We start from the raw sequence: 20,072 nt of genomic DNA, 5'->3' as shown, positions 1-20,072 counted from the left end.
GATTTTCAAATACCACAATAAACAGCTGAAATTTGCAGTGTTGATTAACGTTATATTTCTGTCCGATCTTATGGTTTTATCCTTTGACTTTACACCATACCAATATAGTTGGGATGTGCTTGTATCCTTTTAATCCATGCTTGAATCGCAGGATATTTAACTAGATTAAAACCCCCTTCTTCTGCTACATGGGTATATCCATAAAGTGAAATATCTGCAGTAGTCAATGTGCTACCGACAAGATAAGGTGTTATTTTCAATTGTTTTTCCATAACACTCAGTGCTTTATGACCACCTTCTTGTTTAGATTGATAGTCCGCTTTGCGATTATCAGGTAAACCAAGATATTTAGCGATAAACCTAGCAACAGCAATAAATGGTTCATGGCTATATTGTTCAAAAAATTGCCACTGTTGTACCTTTGCCTGTTCAAATCTATCTTTAGGTAACAGTGATGAACCTGAGGCAAGGTAGTTCAAAATTGCGTTAGACTCTGATAAAAAACGTCCATCCTCGAGCTCAAGTAACGGGATTTTTCCTGTTGGGTTCTTTTTCAAAAACGACGCTGTCCCACTCTCGCCGGCAAGTATATTAATATTAATCCACTCGTGTTCTATCTTTAAAATTGAGGTAACAAGCTTAATTTTATAACAATTACCTGACTGAATGTCCGCATATATTTTCACTAAATTATCCCTAAGCATGCCACGTTGCAATAATCGGTCGGACAATTATTATCGACAATATAAATAATAGCTTGTGTAATCAAACAACGAAGTAAGGCACTAACTATGGCGATTACTCGTCCAGCAACCAACCTTGTACCACCGCATTATCAATTTGCTGACAAACATATAACCATAACTGAGGAGCGAGTCCTTCAAGAAAACTATTACGTTTTATTACTTGTGATTTTTTCACCTTATGCTTAACCCAACTGCCACCCTCATTCTTTATATTTTGTAAAAAGGGTAAAACGCTGTCCATAGCTTTAGCAAATCGAGCATCAACAGTTTCAGCTTTTTCGAACTCTAACCATAAAGCATTAAAAGCTTGAAACTGTTGCTCTGGTAATAAACCAAAAATACGGGTTGCTGCAGCAATTTCTTTTTCTTGTTGCTCTGCTAGTGCTTGTTTATCGGAAAAAGCAAACATATCCCCTGCATCTATCTCGACAATATCGTGAATCAGTAACATACTCATAACACGTGCTATATTAACTTTCTCTACAGCATACTCTTGAAGTATTTCAGCCGTTAATGAAATATGCCAACTATGCTCAGCACTGTTCTCAAACCTATTTTTATCAGACTTGACCAGCGCTTGTCGATAAATTCCTTTGAGCCTATCTAATTCAATAATAAAATCTAATTGTTTATTGAGTGCTTCCATTGTTTTTCCAAAATGATAAGGTAAATAAAGTATGATTTGACGACAGTTCCCTGCCTATAGCATAAAATAATGGGCTATGTGGCTATAAGAAAATCGTCAAGTAATTATTAGGTGGGAATGAGCAACTAAGTGGCGTTTAACACCAAACCTTTCGATTGATTAATGATCACCAGTGAGAAGACAATTTCTGTTACACCACCAATAAATGCGCCAATAAATGCGCCAATAATAAAATTAGCACTTAATAGTATACATAGCATACCCGAAAATATCAGCACGCTTCCTAAAAGCCAGTATATTTTTAAGCCATACAGCGTATTAAAAACTAAATAACGTACACCAATGATCATCAGCATTATTGGATAAAACCACTCGACTTGCAGTTTTGCTACATAGAAAGCCAAAAACAAACCGACAAATAAGATAATCGTACTTTCTAATGCCAGTTTACCAAGTGGATTTTTAGGGTGATGATTTCCCGGGCGTTTAAAGTATTTTGACATTAGCATCGCCAACGGGTGGATAAACATACCGCCAAAGAACAATGCTAGCATACTCAATTGATTTGAATGCACTAATGCAACCGTACCTGCAATACACCAAATTAAACCAGAAACTAATACACCAATTCCACCACCAAAATATGAAAAGCTCATATCTTCCTGTGCTGCTTCAAACTTCATCTAAACTCCTTAACTTTGCAATGCCTGTCGTATTAACGGCTATTCACTGACATTAATATCCTTAACTAAAATATTAAGCAAATCCCTGTCGCTAACACTTAGTGTTGCAACATTTTTTTAGCTAAAATAGATAGTTAAAGCACAAGAAATAGATTGAACGGTAAAATATAACATTGGCCACTTTAAAAATACAACCACTATATTTTCAGTTCAGCTACAAAAACATTTTAAATTAAGTAAAAAAAATACCGAATATTAATTCGGTATTTATCTACAATTGATCAAGACATTAAGTTTAACTTTTACTTCTGTAATGTATCATCAGCGAACCAGTAACATTACCAATAGAGAGCTCTTTAACCAGTTCATAATCAACTTCTTTAAAAAATTGTTGATATTTCTTCGTTGTCGCATAGACAGCAACGCCTTCACTAGCAGAGTGCTCTTCTAATATAGTATTGACAGCTGCCATAAGGTAATGACCAAAGCCATGATGTTGATGTAAAGGATGAATCGCAATAAAGGAAAGCATATGAAACTTCTTCATTGGTACAGCAGCAAGTACTGTTTTTTCTTTTTCAATCATCTGCTTGGTACTAAAGTAACCAGCACCTAACATCATCTTTAAACGCCAGTGCCAGAATCGTTCTGAACTAACACTTTCATCTGGGCTGTTTAAACAAGCAACGCCTACCATTGCTTCCCCCAAGTATAAACCAACCATAGGTTGTTTAGCATGCCAAAAGGCACTCAACTCTTCTCGAATGGCTGCGCGCAATCTTTGTTCATAATCATTATTTTCATTGGAAAATATTTCCAAAAAAACAGGATCATCATGATAAGCTTGATACAATAAAGAGGCGGCGAGTTTTAAGTCTTCTCCTGACAAATAAGCAGCTCTTATATCAAGATTTTTTTTATCACTTATTACTTCTGACATAACTTGTCATCCTTGCGTTTTTTATTTTTATTTTTATTTTTATTTTTATTTTTATTTTTATTTTTATTTTTATTTTTATTTGATCACCATAGCAGTAAAAAACGAATAAGGTCAAACAAAACTCTAACGCTTGCTACGCTATTTTTTAAAGCCAAACATCTAAAAAAAAACGGGTTATGCGCGTGGCATTAAAGTAAAAAAAAGCAGGGTTTAACTATAAAGATAGCGCTATTTGTTATCTTTATAGTATTTGCGATAACAATTAACCTGAAATATTGCGTCGATAGTCTGCGCCATTACCCATTTCTAATAAAACACCATCCACAAAATGTAAATATGTACACTCATCCTTAGTGGTTAAATCATCTTTATGTACGCGATGTGTACGATAAAAAAGTACCTGTATTTCTTTACCATCTATTTGATATTTTTCATTATAATCGCCAAGTCCTAGTTTTTTCTTAACATCATTATAGGTGGCATTCAATTGAATTTTATCAATTTTTTTACGGTTTTCATATTCGCGATCGCCAAACGATGTTGATATTGAATGGCCTTCATCACCACCACCAACAGCAATAACACAGCCGGTTAATGATAAAGTTAAAGGCGCTGCAATAAGTAATGCTATAATTGATTTTTTCATAAGTTTCCCTGATTAATATTTTTGAGAGTACATATTTTATATAATGTAAACAAAGTTATTGAACTATTACTTAATAGCAAGGGTTAAACCAACTCTACAAGATATTGATATATATACAGATAAAATAAATAACAGTAACCGCAGCGAGCATACTTTGTGATATTCGCTAAAATGTAGCCTCTTTGACAAGTAATTATAAATTTATGACGATAACTGACGAAATAACAATCATCGCTAATCAACTCGCTAATCAAGGTAAAAAACCAACGGTAGCCTTGCTTAAAACGAAACTAAAAAAACCAATTCCACTGCCCACTCTTATCTCAATATTAAGAAGTTGGACCCATGACCCTAAACTTATCGAATTAGCAGATAAATCTAAGATACTTGTTAAAGAAAATCAAACACTAGCCTCGAACGCTCCAGAAATAGAGCTGATAGTCGCAAAAGCCATAGCAAAAGCATTACAGCCAATCGAAATTGAATTAGCAGAACTAAAAGCCTTAGTTTATAGCTTAAAAAACAATAAAAGCTAAGGAATTCTAGGGGTTAACATATCAATAAAACTAACCATGGAATCTGCAACTTTTTTATGAGCTTGAGAACCTACTTTTTCGACCCAAATTTCTCCGTTGTCGTTATTAACACTTAAGATCATATTATCATCGTCTGTGAGTGCAAAAAATAAGGTCAATGATTGTTTTAATTTTTGCTTCATCAAAATATGGCCTATTACATTCTCTTGTAAACGTTGAAAGTCATCTTTGCTCCAGGCAAAAAGTAGCGACAAAGCGCCTTCATCACAACTTGCATCTAAAGTGTCACTATACAAGGTGGTAAAATAGGTTTTAAAATCAGCATGTATTGTTATCTCTAAAGCTTTTTCAACATTATCAAAGTTGATAGGATCACTTATTTCACTCGGCTGCCAATACTGATGGTTTTCATCATAATCATTTGATAAACATGGAGAAGGCCACTGTTCATCTTTCTCTATAAGCGGTAAATGCTGGTAACGTTCTTGGTATTGTGATAAATATTTTTGTGAAAATAATGATAAAGATTGCATTAACTCGCATGGTGATGATTTCATCTGTTAAAAAGATCCTTTAAAATGTAACGACAAATAGCCAATAGACTAAACTAGCCATTGTATGAAAAATTATAAAAACGCAAAAGTATTAAGCCAATTAACACTTGGAAAAACCACTAGTTATTGTAGTGAATATAACCCAGAACTCTTGCAAGCGGTACCTCGAACTTTGAATAGAGACAGTTTAGCGATTACCGCCGAAAGCTTACCCTTTATTGGTGAAGATGTCTGGTATGCCTATGAACTTTCATGGCTCAATAGCACAGGTAAACCGGTTGTTGCTGTTGCAGAATTTCGTTTTCCTTGCACCAGTACCAACATAGTTGAGTCTAAGTCATTTAAGCTGTATTTGAATAGCTTTAATCAAAGTCGATTTTCATCTTGGCAAGAGGTCGAAAATTGCTTGGTCAAAGACCTATCCAATACAGCTAAAAGTACAGCGGGTGTAAAGCTTTTTCCTGTTGATAACTGTCCTGCACTAGAAATAAATCATCAGATTTTTTCTGAAAAAACCACTTGTATAGATGATGTAGAGCTTGATATCGATAACTATCAACTTGATCCAACACTGCTCGTTAATGCAAATATTTCAGGAGAAACTGTGAAAAATGAATCTTTAGTCAGTCATTTATTAAAATCTAACTGTTTAATTACCAATCAACCCGATTGGGCAAGTATTTACCTTCAATACAGTGGCCCAAAAATTTCCCCAAGCGCCCTGCTAGCTTACTTAATATCCTTTAGGCAACATAATGAATTTCATGAACAATGTGTTGAAAGAATATATTGTGATTTAAAGAAATACTGTCAAGTGACTGAGTTAACTGTTTTTGCACGTTATACCAGACGAGGCGGTTTAGATATTAATCCATTTCGTTCAACGTCTACATTACACGCGCCAACAGGAAGAACTCTTAGGCAATAAACATTTTTTGAGTTAAATCAATTATAAATCATTATCAATACTGACTTTTTAGCATCTTAGGTTTACTATTAAGTAATATAATTTAAAAAGTGTGTTCATTTTTATATGCACTATATTTAGCTATACTGAATTGAAATTTATCAAGTTCATTAGCCAATAAAGCACTTTACGGAAGACAGTTTTTTATGAGTAATAACCCAGCCGTTAACAAAGAAATAATGTTACTGAAGAAAAAACTCGAACTCGCCATTACTTCTCGTGCCGATGTAGAGACAGACCTAAAATCGCAATCTTCACTGTTAATAAGTTTTATTGAAAAGCTTTCTCTTGTATGTAAAGGCATGGATATTACGCTAGATAATAAGTTAGCAAAATTAAGACTTTTACTTAAAAATTCAGCACCACTTGCTGACATTCAAGCACATATAGTAGCGACTTCGCTTTTACTGCAACAGCAATCTCAAATAAATATTTCAAACCTTAACCAGTTACATGAAAGATTCCATATTGCCGGTTTAGCTTTACAGAAAATCAATGGTTTACCTGCCGACTTACGACGTAAGTTACGCAGTTTGATCACCGAGTCAAAAGATCCAAAAGATGCTGTTTTACAATATGTTCCCTTGTTGAGTCAATTATTAACTTTTTACGACAACGCTTTAACAGCAAAATTTAACGACGCCGTTTCTGTGGGTGGATTATTAGGGCAAGAGAATTTAACAACAAAATTGGCTGAAGTTAACAACGATGCCGAACTAAAGTATATAGCACGCTTTGAAACAATTGTTAGCGGCTTAATCGTCTCAGACAAACATGCAAAAGATATCGCGGTGGTTAAATCTCAGCTCAATGAAGGTATATCAAACAACAACTTATTAGACAGTTTGTTGACCGTATTTGATGTAATCATTGAAGATTTAAACGATGAGAGAAATACCGCAAAAGTATTTCTTTCAACATTAAGTGAAACCCTAACAACGGTGCAATCAGCCGTTAAAACGACGCTAACCAGCTGTAAAAAAGCTCAATCACAGCATGGTTTATTAAATGAACAGTTGCAAAAGCAGATTGTAGATATGGCTAATGGTTTAGATAAAGCGACCTCATTAGCGGATATTAAAGTTGATATTAATGCTAAGTTAAAACTTATTGCCGGTACACTTGAAAAGAAAACAACCTTTGAGCGTGAACAACAAGATGCTTTACACGGTCAATTATCGTCAATGACTGAAAAAGTCGAATTATTAGAAAGACAAAGCCGAAGCTTTGAAAAACGAATTCAAGAACAACAAGCAAGAAGTTTACAAGACGCCTTAACTAAGCTCAACAACCGCGCCGCATTTGATGAATACTTCGCTAAAGAAATGGTGCGTTTTCATAATAAAAATTTCGACTTGGCTATCGTAGTTATGGACCTTGATAACTTTAAGCGTATTAATGATACCTACGGCCACACTGCTGGTGATAAAACCTTACAAGTCATTTCGAGTACCTTAAAAAAGTACATCGGTAGTGAAGCATTTATTGCACGTTATGGCGGAGAGGAGTTTGTACTCGTATTCTCTGGTACCAATCAAGAAAACTTAATTGAAAAACTTAACCGACTACGCTTACAAGTGGCAAAATTACCCTTTAAATTTAAAAGTAATAAAGTGACCATCACCATCTCTATTGGCGCTACGCATATTCACCAAGATGATAATGTCCATATGGCTTTTGAACGAGCAGATGTTGCACTTTATCAAGCCAAAGAGAAAGGCAAAAACAACGTTGTTTACCTATAAATATCGTCTGAAAATTGCGTTTATTCCTACAATTACCGATAAAAAGTTAATAGCCTTGGCTCGTTTCAAGTTATTAGCTTTACATTTTTCTGAAGGAGCTCAATGATGAATACGCAAATAAACCCTGTTGGCAATATGAACCTGCTCTCGCAATCAGAGATAGAGCAACTTCAAAAATCAGCAACCAGCAAAATATATCAAGTCTATCGAAACTGTTCACTCGCCGTATTAAATGCCGGCAGCCATACCGATGATGCCGAACAAATATATCAAAAATTTCAAGATTTTGAGATACAAGTTCTGCGCCGAGAACGAGGGGTAAAATTAGCTTTAACAAACCCACCGGGTGATGCCTTCGTTGATGGTAAAATAATAAAGGGCATACAAGAGCTATTATCAGCAGTGTTACGCGATATTCTATTTACCCATAACCGCTATCAAGCCGATGCTAAACATACTCAGCAAATAACAGACCTCACTTTTGATATCCTTCGAAATGCGAATGTTATTATCCCTGAAAGCGATCCAAATCTGGTTACCTGTTGGGGCGGTCATTCTATAAATGATAATGAATATAAATATACTAAGGAAGTGGGGTATCAATTAGGGCTGCGTGGCTTTAATATCTGTACCGGTTGTGGCCCTGGTGCTATGAAAGGTCCAATGAAAGGAGCAACTATAGCTCACGCAAAACAACGTAATAAAGACGGTCGTTATATTGGTTTAACCGAGCCGAGTATTATCGCGGCTGAGCCACCTAACCCTATCGTTAATGAATTAGTTATCATGCCTGATATTGAAAAACGCTTAGAAGCGTTTGTTCGAATGTCACACGGTATTGTTATTTTCCCTGGGGGCGCAGGAACAGCCGAAGAATTACTTTATATTTTAGGTATTATGCTCAATAGCAAAAATGAAGCACAAAAATTACCAATTATTTTGACAGGACCTAAAGAGAGTGCAGAATACTTTATTCAAGTTGATCGCTTTATTGGCGCAACGTTAGGTGAAAAAGCACAAAACCTTTATGAAATTATCGTTGACGACCCGATTGCCGTAGCTAAAGCCATGCGCCATAAATTAAATGAAGTGATAACTTATCGCAAAAAAACTGGCGATGCCTACCATTTTAACTGGTCTTTAGTCATTGAACCCGACTTTCAACAGCCGTTTGAACCCACGCACGAGAACATTGCTAACCTGCCAATTAACTATGATTTAGACAAAGCGACATTGGCGGCAAACTTACGCCGTATTTTTTCTGCTATAGTAGCGGGTAACGTAAAGTCGCAAGGTATTAAGGCGATCAGAGAAAATGGTCCTTTTGAAATATCTGGCGATAAAAAAATAATGAAACTAATGGATACTTTACTGGCGTCATTTGTTGAACAACAACGAATGAAACTACCCGGCAGTAAATATATACCATGCTATAAAGTAATTTAAGGGTAAATGAATGTCCGCACATCTTGTATTAATTGATGCGTTGAATTTAATTAGGAGAATATACGCAGTACAAGAGCGTCCTTTTCTTTTTAATAACGAGCTTGCAGAAAACACCAAAAAACAAGTACTGTTTAATACCCAGAAAGCTTGCGGACAAGCGTTAACCAAAATACTTGAGCATCTTCAACCTAGCCATGTTTTAGCGGTATTTGACAGCGAAAAACCTTGTTGGCGTTACGAACTCTTTCCTGATTATAAAAAAGGTAGAAAAAAAATGGCAGCGCATTTGGCTGCCTGCCTGCCTGATATTCAAGATGAGTTAATGAAGCAACAAGTCGACTCATTAATACCGGAAGAAGATGAAGCTGACGATATAATTGCGACATTAGCCATAAAAATGGCCTTAAAAGATCAGAATGTCACGATAGTTTCAACAGATAAAGGCTTCCTCTCATTACTGGGTCCTCATATTGGTGTTTATGATCATTTTAATCGTCGCCATCTTGATACTAACTTTGTGCTAAGCAAATTCAATGTTAAGCCACAACAATTAATGGACCTATGGACATTAACGGGTGACAATACCAATAAAATACCTGGTGTAGCGGGGATAGGACAAGTCACAGCTGCACAGCTATTAAATCAATATGGCTCATTAAAAAGTATACTTGAAGCAACCGATATTAAAGCAACATTAGCCAATAAACTTGCTGAGCACAAAGAACAAATAGCGCTCAGCCAAGAACTTATCACGCTAAAAAAAGACATACCTTTGGGGTTTAATTTGAAAGATATTCGTCTTTCTTCTTAGTGTTACTAAACATAATATCAGTGTTAAACTTTGCATAAATTAATTAAAATAATTAGCGGTTGTTAAGCTTAATCTTTAATACTGATCAATAATTTAACGGAATTTTTAATAAATGAATAAAAAAGTCGTCTCTCGTATCTTAATCGCATTAGCCATTTACGGTGTTTTTGTTGCACTAGTGGTAAACTTTTATGATGACAGTCCATCTGATATGGAATGGGGTGATCGTGAATCATATAACAAACAGTACATTGGAAAATTAACCCTAGAAAAGTTTGATTTTGACCAAGCGATAAAAGAATTAGGTAGCCCGGATATCACAGAAGCTAAAAAAGTTAATGAGCACAGTTTTCAAGTGATGTTCTATCGCACTCAACATGTAAAATCTGACGGATTTACCACACAAGACGAATGTACCGCACTTTTGTTTAAAGATGGCTCACTTATCGCTATTGGTAACACAGCTTATGAGCAGTTTCAGCAATTATAAACTCACGTTAAAAACAGCTTTAATAAAACAAAAGTCTAATAACGTTTTGTTAAACGATCCTTTATACTAGCTGTTATAAGATAAATTAGATAAAACCAATCGATGTATAGTGTCTGAAAGGTTTTATCGTAGATTACACAAGTACCGCGTGCTATAACTGCACCCGTTTCCTAATTTGACATACTCTTTTGAAAGGCAGAAAAATGGCTACACAAACCATAACAGTGATCCCTGGCGATGGCATTGGTCCCGATATTATCGATGCTACAATTAAAATACTAGACAAAGCCGGATGTGATTTTGCATATGAATATGCAGACGCCGGTCTTACTGCTCTTGAAAATCACGGCGATTTAATTCCTGAAAGTACCTTAGCGCTTATTCAAAAAAATAAAATAGCACTTAAAGGTCCACTTACCACGCCCGTTGGTGAAGGTTTTACTTCAATTAATGTTACCTTGCGTAAGCATTTCCAACTCTACGCGAATGTCCGCCCGGTAATATCATTTAAAGGCACTAAAGCCCGCTACGAAGACATAAACATCATAACGGTACGTGAAAACACCGAAGGTATGTATTCAGGCTTAGGGCAAATATTGTCTGAAGATGGCGAAGTTGCTGAAGCAAAAAGTTTAATCACCCGTGAAGGTGCTGAACGCATTCTGACTTTTGCCTATGAAACTGCCATCAAAGAAGGTAGAAAAAAAGTAACAGCTGTTCATAAAGCCAATATTTTGAAATCAACTTCTGGCTTGTTTTTAAAAGTAGCCCGTGAAGTTGCCGCCCGCTACCCGCAAATAGAATCGACAGAAATGATCGTTGATAATTGTTGTATGCAATTAGTGATGAATCCAGAGCAATTCGATGTCATTGTAACAACAAACTTATTTGGCGATATTTTATCTGACTTGTGTGCAGGTTTAGTCGGCGGTTTAGGTATGGCTCCTGGTGCTAACATTGGTGGCGACTGCGCTATTTTTGAAGCCGTCCACGGTAGTGCACCAGATATTGCAGGCAAAAACTTAGCTAACCCTACCTCAGTGATATTAGCAGCTATTCAAATGCTTGAATATTTAGATATGGGTGATAAAGCCAGTAAGATTCGTGATGCAATTACAGATGTTATTGCTACGGGTGATAGAACGACGCGTGATTTAGGCGGTACACACGGTACCACTGATTTTACCCAAGCAGTTTTAGAGCGCTTAGAAGCCTAACTGGCTAGAAGCTGTTAATAATATCAGCTGATAACAGATATTAAAAAACCGACGGTATGTCGGTTTTTTTATGCAAGAAGCATCGTGCTATTCTTCTTTCATTGGCGGTGGAGATAATAACCTTGCATGAACGGTTATTTCTTCACGATCATAATAAAGGTGCTTAGCATAGAGTTCATACTTCACTTTATGCTCACTAAAAGCATCTTTAAGTATTTGTAAGTCATTAGTGACTTCCTGAAAGCGGCCTTTCATTGGCAACTTTAAATTAAATATAGCTTCTTTACAGTAACCTTTTAATAACCATTCAGCCATGAGCTTAGCGACACGCTGAGGTTTTTCAATCATGTCACAAACTAGCCAATGAACATTTTGCTTCATCGGTACATATTTAAAACCATCCATCATGCGATGTTTAACTTGCCCGGTATCCATCAATGACTCAGCCATAGCGCCATTATCAATAGCTGTCACCATCATACCGCGACGCACTAATTGATATGTCCAACCACCCGGTGCAGCACCTAAATCAACAGCTTTAAGGCCTGATGTCAAACGTTCGTCCCATTCATCACGCGGAACAAAGTGTAGAAAAGCTTCATCTAATTTTAATGTTGAACGGCTCGGTGAAGCACTTGGAAACTTCAGCCTTGGAATACCCATAGTATAAACAGAGCTATTATGGGCTAATGAAAAACCAAAAATAGCTTCTTTACCACTTAGAAAAAGACCGTGTAAGATAGCACCCTCGTTATCACCTTTTTCCATAAGAATTTTATTCTTACGTAAAGCTTGGCGTAAAGGTACAGACAACTTACGACAGAACTTTGAAAGTTCTTTACCTTCGTTTGTGTCAAGCATTTCCATCCGTAAATCAGCATATTGCCATTCAGTACCTAAGACTTCGGTAATAGCTTCAACACGATTGTAATCAGGTAGTTCAATTTTATCTGTTACGGTAACAAACCAATCACGAGCAAATATCAAGCGGCGCAATGGGATCGTCTCCATTAAAACTTCACCGTCTTTAGGGTTGTTTAGATGAAAATAGACTAAACCTTCGTTTTTAGTCAGCTGTAAATAGCCAAATATTTCATTCCACGCAGCTTTTTCTTGAATTTCTGCACCACACTCTTTTTCAAAGCCTGGGCGACAATATAATATAATAGAGGTCATAACTAATTTACCTACAAACGATCTTGGTCTGTGCTTAAAGTACACAGAGTACTATTAATTCCCGCCCAGCTGATACACAACCAACCCAGCGCAAATGATATACCACCAAAAGGAACTATTTTTCCAATAACGGTAAAATCAAAAAATGTTTTTATATACAAAACACCACTAAAAAATAAAATCCCGACTATAAAAAAGCTTGCTGATAAATATAAAAGATTAATAACCTTAACAGCATGATGCTTACCTGGTAGAACTTGCAACCAAATTGCCACGGTAAGTAGTGCTAAAGTATGAAAAAATTGATATTGCAATGCATTAGCAAGGCGTGATTGCACTTCATTTGGCAAGTTTGCCCCAGCATGGGCAAACCAAGCGCCGAATAATACAGAAAAACAGCCACTGATACCAATAAATATCATAATGGCCGTTAAGTAATTTCTAAAAACATGACTATTTTTCATCTGGATTATGCTCATCAATAAATTTCACCATTTCATTAACCGCCGATTGTATGTGTTGAGTATGAGTAAAACCTGACTTTATGCGTGGTTTCAAATTATGATCTCCGTCGGTAAAAAATATACAGTGACAATGCTCGGAAAGTTCATATTCTACAATTTCTTCTTGGCTACCTAAAGCATCACGAGTGCCCTGTAAAATTAAGATTGGCTTTTGGGTTTCTTGCAAAGGCGCTAACCTTAATTTTTCAGGCTTTTTCTGAGGGTGAAACGGATAACCTAAACACATTACCCCTAAAGCATTGAGTATTTTATTTTCAGCTAAGGTTGCGGCAACACGGCCACCCATTGATTTACCAGCAAGAAAAACGGGTAAATCGTTATCTAAATCGTCAATAACCGTTGCAAAACATTCCAGTAACTTTGGCATTCTATCAGGTGGTCTGCGATTACCTTGCGCCAAACGAACATCCATATATGAAAAGTTAAACCTTAATACATTAATGTTTTTTTGGTTTAAAGCACAACTTACTTGTTCCATAAACTCATGACTTTTATCGGCACCCGCGCCATGAGCAAAAACAACCAAAGCCTTAGGCTTTGCTACACGACTCATAATAGTTGAAATATTCGGGGTGAGATTAATATTCTTATTGGTCATTTAATTCTTCTTGGTCTTGAGCTACAGTATCAAGCACCCATTCGCGAAATGCTGCTATTTTACCTAAATCAACTTGGCGATCTCGACACACCACATAATAGGCATTTTTACTTTCTAAAACATCTTCAAAGGGGCATATAAGTCTGCCTGCATCAATATCAGGTTTCGCCAGAAAACTATGCGCTAAGGCGACACCTTGGCCATGTAATGCGGCTTGAACAACCATAGCTGAATGACTAAATATTGGCCCATGATTAACATTAGTGGCTTTCACGTTCACTTGTTTAAACCATCGTTTCCAATCGCGTCGAGAAGTATCATGCAATAAAGTATGGTTGATCAGATCTTCGACTTTATCGAGTGGTTTTTTACCTTGTAACAGTAAAGGTGAACAAACGGGTATAAGGTACTCTTTTTGTAACTGTTCGGCATCGATGTCGGCCCAATGACCACGGCCAAAATAAATGGCTACGTCAACATCACCCGTCAACGAATTCTCCGGTTGATCAACCGCTTTAATTCGAACATCAATGTCGGGATGCAAAGCATAAAAAGCATTTAATCTTGGTACCAACCACTGAATAGCAAAGCTTGGTTGTGTACTAACCGTTATCGCTCCTTTCTCACCACGGGCGAACAAACGTTCGGTGGCTTCGTTAATGGCATTAAAGACATCTTTAATATCAAGGTAGTAGGCTTGACCTTCTTCGGAAAGTAACAAAGCGCGATTTTTACGCATAAATAACTTTATGCCTAAAAAATCTTCCAATGATTTTATTTGATGACTAATAGCCGCCTGAGTGACGAATAATTCTTCAGCAGCACGGGTAAAACTCAATTGTCTTGCTGATGCTTCGAATGCCCTCAAAGCGTTAAGTGGCGGGAGCCTGTTAGACACGATTCACCTTTTAGTATAAGTTTTTTGTATAATAACATTCAAAATGAATGCATAAATAAGCAACAATAATAAATAACTATCATTCATTAGTTTTTCTAATGATAAACATTATAAATTGTCATTTCAAAAGTTACCAGAGTTAACGTAGAATCCACTCCATAGATGAAGGACTTCATCTTTATCCCAAACATATTGGGCTAGCTATTGAGTGTGATTCCCAACCCATATTCAAGAATTAAATAAGAAAAGGTCCCAAGACATCTATACGGATAATACGTTTAATTTAAGGGTGACCCTATGAAATTTTTTAATAAAATCGCAACATTAACATTTGTAACAACAATGATGGTAGCACAAGCTCAAGCTATCGAATTAGTAAAAGTAGAAACAGTCGCTAACTTTTCAATTACTGCAGCAGCTCAACAAAGCATAGCTGATTCAATGAAATTGAATACAAGCACTATAACCTTGGCTAAAGCGGTTATTGACGTTCAAAAGACGCAAGTAAACGTTTTAAAGGTGAAGCACACTCAAAGCTCGACAAAGTCACGATTAGTTGCTGAATAAGCTGTTTATTACTGTTATAAATTTTTACGCTGCATTTTAGCTTTAACAGACGTTTCTCTAGAACTTCGAATAAAGTGAGACCGTGTAGTACTTTAATTTATAATAGAGTAAAACATAGAAAACAAAAAAGGATGCCATTAGCATCCTTTTTTAGATCTTACTCAGTCAATATTGATGAGTTAACTTGGAAATATGCGGTTATTTTGCCAAAGTTTACTAAAGATAGAGTCAACAGACATTGATGCTGCTTTTGAAAACTTTTCAGCTAAGGTTTTTTTCATGACATATCTTAAAGCAATAATTTTGTGTGACTTACTGCGAGACTGAAGGAAATCATCGCTCGTTTGAATTTCATCAACTAAACCAAGCTCTTTGGCGGTACTGCCAAACCAATGTTCACCAGTCGCTACTTTATCAATATCTAAGCTTGGGCGACGTTCACGCACAAAGTCTTTAAAGAGTAGATGAGTTTCTTCTAATTCTTCAGAAAACTTTTCACGACCTTTGTCGGTATTTTCACCGAACATGGTCACTGTGCGTTTAAATTCGCCAGCGGTAAATTGCTCATAATCAATATCATTTTTCTTAAGCAGTTTATGAAAGTTAGGTACTTGCGCAATAACGCCAATTGAGCCAACAATCGCAAACGGTGCTGAGATAATATGATTAGCCACACATGCCATCATATAGCCACCACTTGCCGCAACCTTATCAACAGAAGCCGTTAACGGGATATTGTGCTGACGAAGCCTGTCAAGTTGTGAAGCCGCTAAACCATAACCATGCACCATACCGCCGCCGCTTTCTAAACGTAAAAAAACTTCATCTTCAGGGGTAGCTACTGTAAGTATTGCTGATATTTCTTCGCGCAGTGCACTCACTTCTCGTGCATCAATGCTGCCATTAAAATCAACTACAAAAATTTTGGCTTCAGCTTTAACAATCGCGCCTTCATTATCACCTGATAATTTTGCCGCTTTTTTATCAGCTTTGGCTTTATCTTTCGCTGCTTTCTTATCCTTTTTATCTTTTTCTTTTAATTCTTCTTTTGATAAGAGGTAATGAATAATATCTTCTTCAACATCAATAAACTCTTCAGATAAGTCATTAAGCTCTAACTCACCTTTTTTACCGGCGGGTTTCATTGCCGATGAAGCAATTACCGTGACAATTGCGACAATAGCAATAACAAAGGTGATCGCTTTCGCTAAAAACAACCCGTACTCATACAAAAATTCCAATACATTCTCCTGTTATTAACGTCATATGTCTTAGTCGTTTATTGACTTGAAGTTAATATATAAAATTATCTATTAGCTATATGGGGCATATTGCAAATAAATAAAGTTAATAAGTTAAAAAGGCGAAAAAAAGACAATAAAAAACCCTCCGAAGAGGGTTTTTTCAACTATGGCTAAAGTTATTTAACAACAGCTGTATCTGTTACTTGAATCAATTGCCCCATGGTCGCAAAGAATATAGCTACTTGCGATTGCATCTCTTGTGTTGCTCTAGCACTTAACGCAGCGTCAGGTGAAGCAGCATTAGCACGAGGGTCAAGTATTGAACTATGATGACCATGAACAAATCGTACCACACCAGAGCCAGCAGTAGTTTCACTAACAGCTTCTAAGCCTAATAAAGCAATAGCAGGTTCAGTGCCACCCATAGGGGTAAACGGCGCTCTGTTAGTCACTGTTTGGTCGGGAAGATTGTCTGCGCCGTCACCAACAACTTCAATGAAGTGTGTAGGTGTTTGTGTTGCTGCTAATGCCTGTACATAAGCAATAGGGTCACCAGAATCAGTAACGGTTTGCGCGGCAAACGTAAACTGCGCGAAACCAGCATTTAGTGTTGCTTTTTGCTCAACAGATAAACCATCATAGAAAGCAAAATAGAAAGCACTTAGTTCGGCTTGAGTATAATCAGCAGGTAATGTTGCTGCAACTGCTGCGGCAAAGTCAGGCGATAACTGCATGGTTAAATTAGATTTAGCCAAGCCTTCGAATGCTGGAGAGTCTAAACCAAAGTTAGCTAACATTAAACCTGGCATAGCTAAAGAGGTACTAGCAATTTTGAATAATCCATCAATTTGTGGATTTAGTTCAGTATTTGCTAAACCAACAGCATTCATACCATATATACCACCTAATGAATGTCCTAAAAGGTGTACTTTACTGCTATCAATTTTAATCGGGTTACCGTCGCTGTCAGCACCGCCTAAAAAGTTCATGCCTAAACGTAAACCTAATAAATCAGCAGTACTTTGACGAGTATTATCACGCATACTCAGCATGCTACCCAAATTAACATAGTGCAATGTAGACACTGTACTGGTATTGATTTCATCAGTACCGTCACCGTCTAAATCAAAACCACGACTACCATGCAATGGCTGATCAATTGCAACAGTTGCTATGCCAAATAAAGATAATATGCCAGTGATTGGCAACATTTGCTCTTTAGTTGAAGTAATACCATGCACTAATATTGCTACTGGCCAACCGTTAGCAGGTTCTACTAATGGCTCTAAATCCATGCTTGCACGCACTGGGTTAGCCCAAGCTAAATCAGGCGTAGTCATTTGCACATCAATTGGCATCATAGCGCTTGCTGCTGGGATCGGATTAAATTTAGTTAAGTTACGTTCAGTATCTATAGCAACAACAGAACTTAAATCACGTAAGCCAAAATTCATACAGAAGCCATCATTTTGATCTAATGGACCTTCAGGAATTGCTGCTGGATTAGCTGCGGCTAAACCGGCAAGAGTAGCACCTGAATCACAACGAGCACGCCACCAGTCATTTACTGGAGCAAGTGGGTTTTCTGCAGATGGTACACCTGAGTAGTAAGGTAACGTGATTGAACCACGAATATAGTTTGCTGCAGAATATAATGGAATTAAACTTTCTGGAATTAAACCCGTTAATACAGTTGCCACTGAAATACCGGTATCGGCTACGCCAATTGCTGGAATTCCTTGTTGAGCATTAGCAACCATTTGAGGGACGCTCGCAGCCATCAAAGACTTCACGGTACTTAATACTCGTGTAGTAGATTGCGTCGTCATAGCCGCACTATAAATAATAGTATCGCTATTAACGCCAGCAGCTACTACAGCAGCTTCGTAACTATTGATAACAGCTTGTAAGCCTAGTTGTGAGGCATTACCTAGAGGTAAGGTTTTTATATCTTGGCGTGCTAATTCATAAGTAGTAGAACCAGCAACCGCTTTGCCGTTGTTGTCACGAAGGTTATTGGTCATCACCATGACATAAGTTGTTTCTGCCTTAAGTGGTTGAATTGGGATAAACAAAACATTATCGCCAGACTTTTGAGTAACAAAGTCTTGCATAAACACTAATTCACTAACAACTTTACAAGCGAGACCGCGTGCTACAGCAGTACAATCAGCGTCATTTGCGTCACCGCCCATCACGGTTTCAAAAACTCTTACCGATCCAGGTTCAGAAGCACTACTGGCATCTAAAGAGGTACCCGCTGGAAATTCAATTCCAAGAGGAAAAGGTTGTGAAATAGACCAACCGTCAAGCGCACTAATAGCAACAAAAGGATCTGAGCCATCAGTAGGGTCGGCAACGGGGATCTCTAAAGTACCGTCTTTGGTACCTTGAAAAATCAAATCGTTTGGAATAGAAAGTCCGGCAGCACCAGCACTTGGATTAAATTTAACGCGAGCTGATGGTGTTACGGCACTGCCGTTCTCAACAACTTCTTTTTGAACATCTTTAATTGATTCATCATCACATGCCGTTAGTCCAAGAACACTGGCAATAGCAACACTAAGTACGAGCTTTTTCATTTTATCTCCCCACAGACGAGCTTTATATTATTTAGCTTTTTATGCTTTTATTTTTTATTTATCTATAATTTCATGAAACACAGCTCACAAAACTAACTTGTTCGACCAGTTAAACTTACCGCAAGAATAGCCTAAGTGCTAGCGGTTTCTGCTTTTATTATAACTTTAACTGTAATTTTAGCTAAAACTTTTAAATATTACTCGTCAGTCAATAGGTCAAAGTAGTAGAATTACTGTCTTATTTACCTTCAAATAATTTGTATTGATACTATGTTTAATTACCAAATAACAGCAAATTCCTTAGCCAATAAAATAATTTTAGTCACCGGCGCAGGCGATGGTATTGGTCGCCAAGCCGCATTAACCTATGCTGAATTAGGCGCTACGGTTATTTTATTAGGAAAAACCACGGCTAAATTAGAGTCAGTTTACGACGAAATCATCGCCCAAGGCTCCACTGAACCGGCTATCATCCCCCTTGATTTAAAGGGTGCGACCAAACAGCACTACATAGATATGACTGCAACGATTGTTAATCAGTTTGGTAAGCTTGATGGCGCGTTACTCAATGCATCAATACTAGGTGAGTTGACACCTTACACGCAGATCCATCAACAAATTTGGCAAGATGTTATGCAAGTTAATGTTACGGCTCAGCATCTAATGGCCCAAGCGTTAATTCCTGCATTACTACTCAGTGATAATGCTTCATTGGTATTTACTACCTCTGGTGTTGGTAATAGTGGTAAAGCTTATTGGGGTGCTTACAGTGTTTCAAAGTTTGCGACTGAAGGATTGATGCAAGTTATTGCTGATGAGTACGAAAATACTAGCTTACGTGTTAATGCGATAAACCCGGGCGCAACACGCACTAATATGCGTAACACTGCCTACCCAGCAGAACATGAAAATGATTCAGCAAAACCGGTAGATATAATGCCAGCCTATGTGTATTTAATGACGAGTGATAGTCTGGCCGTTAATGGCCAACGTGTTAATGCACAAAAAGCAAAATAAATAGCTAAAAAAAAGGCTGTAAGAGTTAACTTACAGCCT

General features: G+C 37.1%; 21 protein-coding genes. 9 read left to right on the top strand and 12 right to left on the bottom strand.

Features of this window, described 5'->3' with window-relative positions:
• Nucleotides 1-89: 89 nt before the first annotated feature.
• The 5 genes from ESZ26_RS06370 to ESZ26_RS06350 all read right to left on the bottom strand — a co-directional run bounded on the left by ESZ26_RS06370 (nt 90) and on the right by ESZ26_RS06350 (nt 3,661).
• The gene (locus tag ESZ26_RS06370; protein ID WP_146798920.1) at nt 90-686 is read right to left on the bottom strand and encodes a glutathione S-transferase family protein; all 597 of its coding nucleotides are present in this window, start codon (nt 684-686) and stop codon (nt 90-92) included.
• A gap of 112 nt (nt 687-798) precedes the next feature.
• A complete protein-coding gene (locus tag ESZ26_RS06365; protein ID WP_146798919.1) occupies nt 799-1,392 on the bottom strand; it encodes an HD domain-containing protein in 594 nt (197 codons plus the stop codon).
• 125 nt (nt 1,393-1,517) lie between these two features.
• Nucleotides 1,518-2,075: a DUF7010 family protein gene (locus ESZ26_RS06360; RefSeq protein WP_146798918.1), complete on the bottom strand. Its 558-nt coding sequence runs from the start codon at nt 2,073-2,075 to the stop codon at nt 1,518-1,520.
• Between the two features lie 295 nt (nt 2,076-2,370).
• Nucleotides 2,371-3,015 carry a GNAT family N-acetyltransferase gene (locus tag ESZ26_RS06355; protein WP_146798917.1) on the bottom strand — a complete coding sequence of 215 codons (645 nt, stop codon included), beginning with the start codon at nt 3,013-3,015 and terminating at the stop codon, nt 2,371-2,373.
• Nucleotides 3,016-3,277: 262 nt separating this feature from the next.
• Complete coding sequence (locus ESZ26_RS06350) at nt 3,278-3,661, bottom strand: DUF3192 domain-containing protein (protein WP_146798916.1); 384 nt, start codon at nt 3,659-3,661, stop codon at nt 3,278-3,280.
• A gap of 203 nt (nt 3,662-3,864) precedes the next feature.
• On the opposite strand from ESZ26_RS06350, the gene ESZ26_RS06345 reads away from it, so the two are divergent.
• On the top strand, nt 3,865-4,197 hold the full coding sequence (locus tag ESZ26_RS06345) for a hypothetical protein (RefSeq protein ID WP_146798915.1): 333 nt from the start codon (nt 3,865-3,867) through the stop codon (nt 4,195-4,197).
• On the opposite strand, the gene syd is transcribed toward ESZ26_RS06345, so the two are convergent.
• On the bottom strand, nt 4,194-4,754 hold the full coding sequence (gene syd / locus ESZ26_RS06340; RefSeq protein WP_146798914.1) for a SecY-interacting protein: 561 nt from the start codon (nt 4,752-4,754) through the stop codon (nt 4,194-4,196). The genes ESZ26_RS06345 and syd overlap by 4 nt on opposite strands.
• Before the next feature lie 61 nt (nt 4,755-4,815).
• On the opposite strand from syd, the gene queF reads away from it, so the two are divergent.
• From queF to ESZ26_RS06310, 6 genes are all read left to right on the top strand, one after another.
• Complete coding sequence (gene queF, locus ESZ26_RS06335; protein WP_146798913.1) at nt 4,816-5,679, top strand: NADPH-dependent 7-cyano-7-deazaguanine reductase QueF; 864 nt, start codon at nt 4,816-4,818, stop codon at nt 5,677-5,679.
• Between the two features lie 185 nt (nt 5,680-5,864).
• Nucleotides 5,865-7,463, top strand: a complete 1,599-nt coding sequence (locus ESZ26_RS06330) for a GGDEF domain-containing protein (RefSeq protein ID WP_146798912.1) — start codon at nt 5,865-5,867, stop codon at nt 7,461-7,463.
• 105 nt (nt 7,464-7,568) lie between these two features.
• Nucleotides 7,569-8,909 carry a nucleotide 5'-monophosphate nucleosidase PpnN gene (gene ppnN, locus ESZ26_RS06325; protein WP_146799015.1) on the top strand — a complete coding sequence of 447 codons (1,341 nt, stop codon included), beginning with the start codon at nt 7,569-7,571 and terminating at the stop codon, nt 8,907-8,909.
• Nucleotides 8,910-8,919: 10 nt separating this feature from the next.
• A complete protein-coding gene (gene xni / locus ESZ26_RS06320; protein WP_146798911.1) occupies nt 8,920-9,720 on the top strand; it encodes a flap endonuclease Xni in 801 nt (266 codons plus the stop codon).
• A 112-nt stretch (nt 9,721-9,832) separates the two neighbouring features.
• Nucleotides 9,833-10,210, top strand: coding sequence for a DUF3192 domain-containing protein (locus ESZ26_RS06315; protein WP_146798910.1), 378 nt, complete (start codon nt 9,833-9,835; stop codon nt 10,208-10,210).
• 203 nt (nt 10,211-10,413) lie between these two features.
• Nucleotides 10,414-11,427, top strand: coding sequence for an isocitrate dehydrogenase (locus ESZ26_RS06310; protein WP_146798909.1), 1,014 nt, complete (start codon nt 10,414-10,416; stop codon nt 11,425-11,427).
• An 87-nt stretch (nt 11,428-11,514) separates the two neighbouring features.
• On the opposite strand, the gene rlmM is transcribed toward ESZ26_RS06310, so the two are convergent.
• From rlmM to ESZ26_RS06290, 4 genes are read right to left on the bottom strand one after another with little or no spacing between them, the layout of a single operon-like run.
• Nucleotides 11,515-12,603: a 23S rRNA (cytidine(2498)-2'-O)-methyltransferase RlmM gene (rlmM, locus tag ESZ26_RS06305; RefSeq protein ID WP_146798908.1), complete on the bottom strand. Its 1,089-nt coding sequence runs from the start codon at nt 12,601-12,603 to the stop codon at nt 11,515-11,517.
• A gap of 11 nt (nt 12,604-12,614) precedes the next feature.
• Nucleotides 12,615-13,067: a DUF423 domain-containing protein gene (locus ESZ26_RS06300; RefSeq protein ID WP_223271571.1), complete on the bottom strand. Its 453-nt coding sequence runs from the start codon at nt 13,065-13,067 to the stop codon at nt 12,615-12,617.
• A complete protein-coding gene (locus ESZ26_RS06295) occupies nt 13,057-13,725 on the bottom strand; it encodes an alpha/beta family hydrolase (RefSeq protein ID WP_146798906.1) in 669 nt (222 codons plus the stop codon). The genes ESZ26_RS06300 and ESZ26_RS06295 overlap by 11 nt, the downstream gene beginning before the upstream one ends.
• Complete coding sequence (locus ESZ26_RS06290) at nt 13,715-14,623, bottom strand: transcriptional regulator GcvA (RefSeq protein WP_146798905.1); 909 nt, start codon at nt 14,621-14,623, stop codon at nt 13,715-13,717. The genes ESZ26_RS06295 and ESZ26_RS06290 overlap by 11 nt, the downstream gene beginning before the upstream one ends.
• 297 nt (nt 14,624-14,920) lie before the next feature.
• Here ESZ26_RS06290 and ESZ26_RS06285 point away from each other — a divergent pair, with 297 nt between their 5' ends.
• Nucleotides 14,921-15,190: a hypothetical protein gene (locus ESZ26_RS06285; protein ID WP_146798904.1), complete on the top strand. Its 270-nt coding sequence runs from the start codon at nt 14,921-14,923 to the stop codon at nt 15,188-15,190.
• 179 nt (nt 15,191-15,369) lie between these two features.
• On the opposite strand, the gene sohB is transcribed toward ESZ26_RS06285, so the two are convergent.
• The gene (gene sohB / locus ESZ26_RS06280) at nt 15,370-16,431 is read right to left on the bottom strand and encodes a protease SohB (RefSeq protein WP_146798903.1); all 1,062 of its coding nucleotides are present in this window, start codon (nt 16,429-16,431) and stop codon (nt 15,370-15,372) included.
• 179 nt (nt 16,432-16,610) lie between these two features.
• Nucleotides 16,611-19,016: a VolA/Pla-1 family phospholipase gene (locus tag ESZ26_RS06275; protein ID WP_146798902.1), complete on the bottom strand. Its 2,406-nt coding sequence runs from the start codon at nt 19,014-19,016 to the stop codon at nt 16,611-16,613.
• 270 nt (nt 19,017-19,286) lie between these two features.
• Between ESZ26_RS06275 and ESZ26_RS06270 the strand changes: the two genes are divergently transcribed.
• On the top strand, nt 19,287-20,033 hold the full coding sequence (locus ESZ26_RS06270; protein ID WP_146798901.1) for a YciK family oxidoreductase: 747 nt from the start codon (nt 19,287-19,289) through the stop codon (nt 20,031-20,033).
• Nucleotides 20,034-20,072 lie beyond the last annotated feature (39 nt).

Origin of the sequence: Colwellia hornerae (assembly GCF_007954355.1) — a bacterium.
Classification (GTDB): Bacteria; Pseudomonadota; Gammaproteobacteria; order Enterobacterales; family Alteromonadaceae; genus Colwellia_A; species Colwellia_A hornerae.
The sequence above is the reverse complement of the archived record's forward strand: the minus strand, read 5'-3'. Positions and strand labels throughout refer to the sequence as shown.

Bases quoted from the DNA above. Each gene is read 5' to 3' on its own strand.
- ESZ26_RS06360 (WP_146798918.1), bottom strand. From the start codon at position 2,075: ATGAAGTTTGAAGCAGCACAGGAAGATATGAGCTTTTCATATTTTGGT.
- ESZ26_RS06365 (WP_146798919.1), bottom strand. From the start codon at position 1,392: ATGGAAGCACTCAATAAACAATTAGATTTTATTATTGAATTAGATAGG.
- xni (WP_146798911.1), top strand. From the start codon at position 8,920: ATGTCCGCACATCTTGTATTAATTGATGCGTTGAATTTAATTAGGAGA.
- ESZ26_RS06300 (WP_223271571.1), bottom strand. From the start codon at position 13,067: ATGAAAAATAGTCATGTTTTTAGAAATTACTTAACGGCCATTATGATA.
- ESZ26_RS06310 (WP_146798909.1), top strand. From the start codon at position 10,414: ATGGCTACACAAACCATAACAGTGATCCCTGGCGATGGCATTGGTCCC.
- ESZ26_RS06355 (WP_146798917.1), bottom strand. From the start codon at position 3,015: ATGTCAGAAGTAATAAGTGATAAAAAAAATCTTGATATAAGAGCTGCT.
- ESZ26_RS06275 (WP_146798902.1), bottom strand. From the start codon at position 19,016: ATGAAAAAGCTCGTACTTAGTGTTGCTATTGCCAGTGTTCTTGGACTA.
- ESZ26_RS06345 (WP_146798915.1), top strand. From the start codon at position 3,865: ATGACGATAACTGACGAAATAACAATCATCGCTAATCAACTCGCTAAT.
- ESZ26_RS06350 (WP_146798916.1), bottom strand. From the start codon at position 3,661: ATGAAAAAATCAATTATAGCATTACTTATTGCAGCGCCTTTAACTTTA.
- syd (WP_146798914.1), bottom strand. From the start codon at position 4,754: ATGAAATCATCACCATGCGAGTTAATGCAATCTTTATCATTATTTTCA.
- ESZ26_RS06285 (WP_146798904.1), top strand. From the start codon at position 14,921: ATGAAATTTTTTAATAAAATCGCAACATTAACATTTGTAACAACAATG.
- queF (WP_146798913.1), top strand. From the start codon at position 4,816: ATGAAAAATTATAAAAACGCAAAAGTATTAAGCCAATTAACACTTGGA.
- ESZ26_RS06295 (WP_146798906.1), bottom strand. From the start codon at position 13,725: ATGACCAATAAGAATATTAATCTCACCCCGAATATTTCAACTATTATG.
- ESZ26_RS06330 (WP_146798912.1), top strand. From the start codon at position 5,865: ATGAGTAATAACCCAGCCGTTAACAAAGAAATAATGTTACTGAAGAAA.
- ESZ26_RS06315 (WP_146798910.1), top strand. From the start codon at position 9,833: ATGAATAAAAAAGTCGTCTCTCGTATCTTAATCGCATTAGCCATTTAC.
- ESZ26_RS06270 (WP_146798901.1), top strand. From the start codon at position 19,287: ATGTTTAATTACCAAATAACAGCAAATTCCTTAGCCAATAAAATAATT.
- ppnN (WP_146799015.1), top strand. From the start codon at position 7,569: ATGAATACGCAAATAAACCCTGTTGGCAATATGAACCTGCTCTCGCAA.
- rlmM (WP_146798908.1), bottom strand. From the start codon at position 12,603: ATGACCTCTATTATATTATATTGTCGCCCAGGCTTTGAAAAAGAGTGT.